This is a genomic window from Pontiella sp. (genome assembly GCF_041622395.1).
Taxonomy (GTDB): Bacteria; Verrucomicrobiota; Kiritimatiellia; order Kiritimatiellales; family Pontiellaceae; genus Pontiella.
On record NZ_JBFJYW010000219.1, the window covers coordinates 1 to 6,691 of the forward strand.

The 6,691-nt window shown below is 58.4% G+C and carries 6 protein-coding genes; all 6 read left to right on the top strand.

Annotated features, from left to right (window positions below):
• Nucleotides 1-1,266, top strand: a 1,266-nt coding sequence (locus ABYO54_RS12250) for an Ig-like domain-containing protein (protein WP_372808539.1), incomplete at its 5' end; no start/stop codon positions are given.
• A gap of 133 nt (nt 1,267-1,399) precedes the next feature.
• Nucleotides 1,400-2,581, top strand: a complete 1,182-nt coding sequence (locus tag ABYO54_RS12255; RefSeq protein ID WP_372808540.1) for a putative glycoside hydrolase — start codon at nt 1,400-1,402, stop codon at nt 2,579-2,581.
• Nucleotides 2,566-3,921 carry a sulfatase-like hydrolase/transferase gene (locus tag ABYO54_RS12260; protein WP_372808541.1) on the top strand — a complete coding sequence of 452 codons (1,356 nt, stop codon included), beginning with the start codon at nt 2,566-2,568 and terminating at the stop codon, nt 3,919-3,921. Before ABYO54_RS12255 ends, ABYO54_RS12260 begins: the two co-directional genes overlap by 16 nt.
• A 101-nt stretch (nt 3,922-4,022) precedes the next feature.
• Nucleotides 4,023-4,160, top strand: coding sequence for a hypothetical protein (locus ABYO54_RS12265; protein WP_372808542.1), 138 nt, complete (start codon nt 4,023-4,025; stop codon nt 4,158-4,160).
• 148 nt (nt 4,161-4,308) lie between these two features.
• Nucleotides 4,309-6,006 carry an alpha-L-fucosidase gene (locus tag ABYO54_RS12270; protein ID WP_372808544.1) on the top strand — a complete coding sequence of 566 codons (1,698 nt, stop codon included), beginning with the start codon at nt 4,309-4,311 and terminating at the stop codon, nt 6,004-6,006.
• A 268-nt stretch (nt 6,007-6,274) separates the two neighbouring features.
• On the top strand, nt 6,275-6,505 hold the full coding sequence (locus tag ABYO54_RS12275; protein WP_372808543.1) for a hypothetical protein: 231 nt from the start codon (nt 6,275-6,277) through the stop codon (nt 6,503-6,505).
• Nucleotides 6,506-6,691: the final 186 nt, after the last annotated feature.

Here is a 6,691-nt window from a genome sequence, read left to right on the forward strand (position 1 = left end):
ACCTGGAATGTGGATGTCTCCGATAATTTATCAATCCTCAGAGAAGACGCGGTGACCTTCATGACCAACGTCGTCGCTGAAATGTCGATCACCAACCGCGCGCCCATCTTCACGATGGATCCCATTGTAATGAGCAATGCAACCGCTTATGTGGCCTATGCCGGCACCCTCGGCGGCAGCGCCACCGATGCGGATAATGATCCGTTGACCTTTGCGAAGGTAGACGGGCCGGCCTGGTTGAGTGTTGCGACCAACGGGACGCTCTCCGGAACGCCGACCTTTTTCGATGAAGGACTCAACCGCTTCACGGTGCAGGTTTCCGATGACGACGGCGGCACGAACAGCGCAACGCTCGAGATTGCCGTGGACCATGGGGTCGTCCCGACCACCATGGTGCAGTTTGATAATCTGCGCGGCAATCTGTCGGATGGGACGATTAACGGTCTGCCCATCTCCAATCCCCATGTCGGCATCACGAAGACGACCAATGGGAACGACGTGGTCTATTCGCTGAGAATCGTCAATCAGGATCTGGATGGCGGCGGCACCTTTACGGACTCGCTGAGTTGGGATGTCCGGGTCAAGGGCTATGCGGGCGGATCCTTTGTGCTGAATGGCAACGATTCTTCGGTTACGCTGGGCTCGAACGTACTGGTGGGCACGTTCGACAATGAATTCGGCGTCTCGGGCTCGGACTCCCGGTTTACGGGGCCGGGAGAATCACTTCGGTTCAGCGTGGAAAACCTGGTGCTGACGGCGGACGCCGGTTTTGCCGCACGGTTCGATGGCTTCAGCGGGCTCTGGGGGACGACGGGTTCCTATATTTATGGCGAGGGTCCCGGCGGTTTGGAATCGCAACAAACGACCAACAACGGCGCACTGACTTTTGCAACGAATGCCGTTTTGACGGTCACTCCGGCGGTCAACAGCGAGCGGATTCGGGATCTCGATGGATCGTTTACGGTTTCGGCGATAGAGCCGGCGGTTGCCGCTGTGTCCTTTTCGGTCATTCAGGATGGCGGGCAGGACTATCCGGGCATGACCTATACGCGGGTGATCGCCCCGGCGGCCTATCGCATCGAAACCACGACCAATCTCACCACCTCGTCATGGGTCCCGCGCAGCGTGGGGGCGGCTGATGCGGACGTAACGATGGTGGCCGGGCCGGTTGATAACACCGATGGAACGGAAACCCTTTCCTTCCGGCTCAACCAAGGGTTGGATGCAAACCCACAGTTGTTCATCAGGATCAATGGAGCCGAGTAACCCGCCCGCAGCTGCCACATCGACTGGCGGCATGAACCGCGGCAACACGCTCGAAAAACCGCGCAGGAACGCGACGTTAAAAAATAGCGGGTTGACATCGATCAACCCCTCTGGGAACCGATAGATTATGCGCATGAATACAACGCGATTGTACATCCTTGCAACGGTGTTTTGCGGCAGCTCGCTATACGCTGCGCCAAACTATCCGGCCTTTTCATGGGACACGGTGCCGGTTTATCTGCACTTCGGCTGCAACACCCGAATGACCGAGGAACAGATAGAGCGGACCGCCCGCCTCTCGAATTTTATCTGCCTGGAAAAGGCGCACGGCACGAAAAGCGACCGGGATCATCCCGAGCGGGTGGCGGGCGAGGATGCGCTGCGCATCAAGAAGGCGAATCCGAACGCCAAGGTGCTGATGTATTGGAACACGCTGATCGCCTGGCCGTTTACCTCCTACAACCGGAACTTCGCCGAGTCGCACGATGCCGATTGGACGCTGCGCGACATGAAGACCGGCGAACTGCTCTACAAGATCGACCGCGGTAGTTTCAAGGTCAGCCAATACAACCTGCTCAATCCCGAGGTTCGGGACTGGTGGGTGGAAACCGCGGGCGGCGCGGTCGGGGAATTCGGGTTCGACGGACTGTTCATGGACGCCGTTTCCCAGTCGAAACGTCCGCTCTGGCTGAAGCAGGGGTGGGGCCTGGATAAAGAAGACGAGCTCGATGCCGCCACCATCGATCTGATGAAACGAACCAAAGATCTCATGGGGCCGGATAAAATGCTGATCTACAATGGCTTCCGTGCCCACGCCGCGAAGGCGGACGGCGGCGCGGCGGCCGGTACCGAGTTCTTGCCCTATACCGACGGCGCTCAGATCGAACACTTCGACGGGCTCTCCTCCACGTCCAAGGAGGATATCGTGCTCTACTGGAAGATGGCCGAGGAAGCGGCCAAGGCCGGAAAAATCGTGCTCTACAAGGCGTGGCCGGACCATGACATCAATTGGTTGAACGAGGAATTCATGGCAAAGAGCGCCGCCGAAAAGGAAGCGATTGCCCGAGAGAAACTCACCTATCCGCTGGCCTGCTATCTGATCGGCGCGCAGGAAAACAGCTACTTCTGTTATGGCTGGGGCTACGGCATCGATGACGGACAGTTGGTCGATTATCCGGAATACGGTAAAAAACTCGGCGCCCCGAAAGGCCCCGCCATTTCCCGGGGCTGGAAGTTCAAGCGGGAATTCAAACACGCCATCGTGGCGGTCGATCTGGAAACGCGGGAAGGGAGAATCCAATGGTTGGAAAAATAGGGTTGTTTGGCGCGCTGTTGCTCGCCTCGGCGGCATTGGGCACGGCCAAGCCGAACATCATTTTCATTTTTGCGGACGATTGGGGCTATGGCGATCTGGGGATTCACGGCAGCACGTTCTGTAAAACGCCGCGCCTGGATCAAATGGCCAAAGAGGGGATCGATTTCCAAAGCTTCACGGTCAACCATCCGGTTTGTTCCCCCAGCCGCACTGCGGTAATGACGGGGCATTTCCCCGCTCGCCATTCCGTGCATCAGCATTTCGCCACCACCGAGCACCATCAACGCGCGGGGATGCCGGACTGGCTGGATCCCGCCGCCCCGATGTTGCCGCGGATGCTGAAGCAGGCCGGCTATGCCACCGCCCACTTTGGCAAGTGGCACCTCTGCAACGACCCTATCCCCGACGGTCCCATGCCGACCGCTTACGGGTACGATGAGTTCGGCGCTTTCAACCTGCCGAGCGAGGCGAAGGAACAGATGCCGACGCGCGAGGCCTGCCCGCGGGCGGTCGACTTTATCCGCCGCCACAAGGATCGGCCCTTCTTTATCAATCTCTGGATTCACGAAACCCACACGCCGCACTATCCGCAGGAGCAATTCCTCCAGCAGTTCCAAGCCTTGGAGGAGCAAAAGCAGGTCTACGCCGCGGTGATTGCCGAAGGCGATGCCGGGGTCGGGCTCGTGCTCGATACCCTCGGCGAACTCGGGCTCGATGAAAATACGCTCGTCATCTTTTCGTCCGACAACGGACCGGAATGGACCGGCACGAAGAAGCTGACGGACGACACGTCGACCGGGCCCGGTCTGGGCACCTATTATTCCGTCGGAGAAACGGGCGACCTGAAAGGCCGGAAACGATCGCTCTATGCGGGCGGGATCCGCGTTCCTTTCATTGCCCGCTGGCCGGGCATCGTGCCGGCGGGAAAGACCGACCGGGCCTCCGTGCTGACGGCGGTCGATCTGCTGCCGACGTTTATGGAACTGGCCGGGCTGGAGCTGCCGAGCGACTATCGGCCGGACGGCATCAGTATGCTTCCTGCCTTGAAAGGCGAATCGTTTACGCGCAGCAAGCCGGTCTTCTGGGAATGGGCTCCGGCGCGCAACGACCCGATTCTGTGGCCGCATCTCGGCATTCGCGATGGCAAATGGAAGCTGCTGTTCAACGAAAAGCTGGGCAAAGCCGAGCTGTATGACATGGAGCTCGACTGGGCGGAGCAACAGGATCTTTCGGCCGCGCATCCGGAAACCGTTGAACGGCTGAAAACGCAATTGGCCGCCTGGAAGAAGACGCTGCCCACCGAACCGCCGGCTTCATGTTTTTCAAGGGTACGCGAATAAGGGTCATGTTTCAGACGATCCCTTAAACACGGGATGGGCTGAGACTGAAAACATGGTTTAATACATGTTCGATCCTCGCTCATCAATTAATGGAGTATGACATGAAAAAGAGATTCGTTGCAGGTCTGGTTGTTCTCGTGGCCGGTATTGTTTCGGCAAATCCCGCCAAAGAAAAAACGTTCGGCCAGCTCGATGCCGATAAAGACGGATGGCTGAGCAAGGAAGAGTTTATCAAGTAGTTTGTATGTTGCCTGTCTCTCTATGGTGGCCAGGGAATCATGGGCGGCAACCCTTAAACGCAACTTCACGGGATAGAATATGAAAAATAAGCTGACGATTGGAATTTTGAGTGCGTTGATCCTTCAAGGGATGGCCGCCGAGCAGGGCATGAACGAAATGTGGGGCGAAAGCACCGTAAAGCTTCGCGCCGAAAACGCCGCGCGCGGCCAGCTGTTCGACGAGGGAAACTATGCCATGTTCATCCACTGGGGACTCTATTCCCAACTCGGCAATAAGGTGGATGGAAAAACGTATTACGGCATCGGCGAGTGGATCATGAATCCGCGCATGGCCGGAATCCCGGTCGAGGAATACAAGAACCTCGCCAAAACCTTCAACCCGAAAAAGTTCGACGCCAAAGCAATTGCTAAATTGGCGAAGGATGCGGGCATGAAGTATATCATCATCACCAGCAAGCACCATGAAGGCTTTGCGATGTACCACTCCAAGGCCTGCGATTTCAACGTCGTGGATGCGACCCCGTGGGCGAAAGATCCCATGCACGAACTGGCCGAGGCCTGCCGTGCCGAGGGCTTGGGCTTCGGCTTCTACTATTCCCATAACCAGGACTGGACCTTCCCCGGCGGCAACCGCGGCCCGACCACGGACGAAAAGGGGAATCCGGCCACGTTTGATGATTACTTCGTGAAAAAATGCCTGCCGCAGGTGGAAGAAATCACCAGCAACTACGGTCCCATCGAAATCGTCTGGTTCGATACGCCCGGCAATATGCCGAAAAAATATGTTCAACAGCTGGTGGATGTTGTCCGTAAGAACCAGCCCAACGCCTTGGTGTCCGGCCGTGCCGGCCATGGGTTGGGCGACTATCAGTCGCTGGGCGACATGGAAGTCCCGCACAAGAACGTGGACGGCATGTGGGAATCCGTCGATACCACCAACGATTCCTGGGCCTATGCCTGGTACGACGAATATTGGAAAACGCCGAAGGAGATCCTGCGCCGTCTGATCGCCTGCGTCGGCCGCGGCGGCACCTACATGCTGAACATCGGCCCGCGCGGCGACGGCTCCGTGCCGGAACGGGCCGCCCGCTCCCTGGAGGAATCCGGCGCGTGGATTCGTCGATATCCGCAGGTGGTCTATGCCGCCGATGCTTCGCCCTGGGAGCATGCGTTGCCGTGGGGCGATGTAACCGTTAAAGGAAACCGGCTCTACCTCTCCGTTTTCGAATGGCCAGCCGGCGGCAAGCTCTACCTGCCCGGCCTGAAAACCAAAATCGCATCCGCAAAGCTCTTGCTCGGCGAAAAATCCAGCGCGGTCCCGTATGAATCCGCCCATGGCTGGACGATTCTTGGGCTGCCGCCGGTCGCTCCCGAAAAACTGGTTTCCGTCATCGAAATCGAGTTGGCCGGCGAGCCGGAAGTCGATCCGACCTTCGGAGTCGATCCGGATATCGGAACCGAAATTTTGGCGGACTTCGCAAGCGTTGCGGGGGCCGAGCTGTCGCAAAAACGCTGGATGGAAAAATTCGGCGAATGGAAAAGCGTCCATCATGTGCATGACTGGACGGCGGATGCAAAAGCGACATTCGAAGTCAGCGTGCTCGAACCGGGCGACTACGTCGTCTCCCTCACCTATGCCGGCGAAGGGCGCCTGGTTTGGGGCGTCGATGTCGTCGGCGGCGAACATATCCAGAACCAGCAGAATTCCTCGCACAACTATCAGGAATTTCCGATCGGCTGGATCAACTTCCCCGAGCCGGGTACCTACGCGGTCGCGGTCTCCTTCCTCGAAGGCGATCCCGCCCTGGCCAGCCTCAAGTCGATCCATTTCGCGCCGGCGCGATAGCCCAGAGCCGCCGCCCTCAAGCCTCCGGCGGCGGGCATCCACCCATCGCCGTGACGGAATTGCGGCGGATTGTAGGGCCGAAACGGTTGACGAAGGAGACCATTTAGCCGTTCGAGGAATCGGGGGCGTAGCGGCCCGCCGGCTGTTCCGTAGCGCCGGATTCCGATCCGGCGTCTTCCGCCAACCCGGTCGGAAACCGGGGCCACGGTGTAGGCAGAAAAATGAACGGCAGAAAGATGCTTGGCGGGCTAAAAAGAATCCGTGTTCGTTGGAGAAAATTGGCGGGTTTGAAAGGTTCCTGTCTTCCGCAACGGTCTTGATCAGCGGCGGGCAGGTAAAAGATTTATGGGTAAAAAATGATAGCGCGGATATTGGATTTTTTACCCTGCATCTTTCACCTGAAAGCATGCGAAGTCGTACCGACAAAATGATTAAGGACAAAATGATGCGGTGCGGGAGAAGGATGGGCAGAAAAATCGACGCCCTCAATGCGCCGTGACGGAATTGCGGCGGATTGTAGGGCCGAAACGGTTGACGAAGGAGACCTTTCAGCCGTTCGAGGAATCGGGGTCGAAGCGTCCCGCCGGCCCCGCCGCCAAGCCGTTTGGTGCCGGGTGCTGTGTAAGCCGGGATCGCCGATTCCGGGGCGCAGGCGCAGTCCCTGCGACTGTGGGGCAGGCATCCC

What these genes read in the sequence shown, in the direction of transcription:
- ABYO54_RS12265 (WP_372808542.1), top strand. Translation starts at nt 4,023, where the DNA reads ATGAAAAAGAGATTCGTTGCAGGTCTGGTTGTTCTCGTGGCCGGTATT.
- ABYO54_RS12270 (WP_372808544.1), top strand. Translation starts at nt 4,309, where the DNA reads ATGAACGAAATGTGGGGCGAAAGCACCGTAAAGCTTCGCGCCGAAAAC.
- ABYO54_RS12255 (WP_372808540.1), top strand. Translation starts at nt 1,400, where the DNA reads ATGAATACAACGCGATTGTACATCCTTGCAACGGTGTTTTGCGGCAGC.
- ABYO54_RS12260 (WP_372808541.1), top strand. Translation starts at nt 2,566, where the DNA reads ATGGTTGGAAAAATAGGGTTGTTTGGCGCGCTGTTGCTCGCCTCGGCG.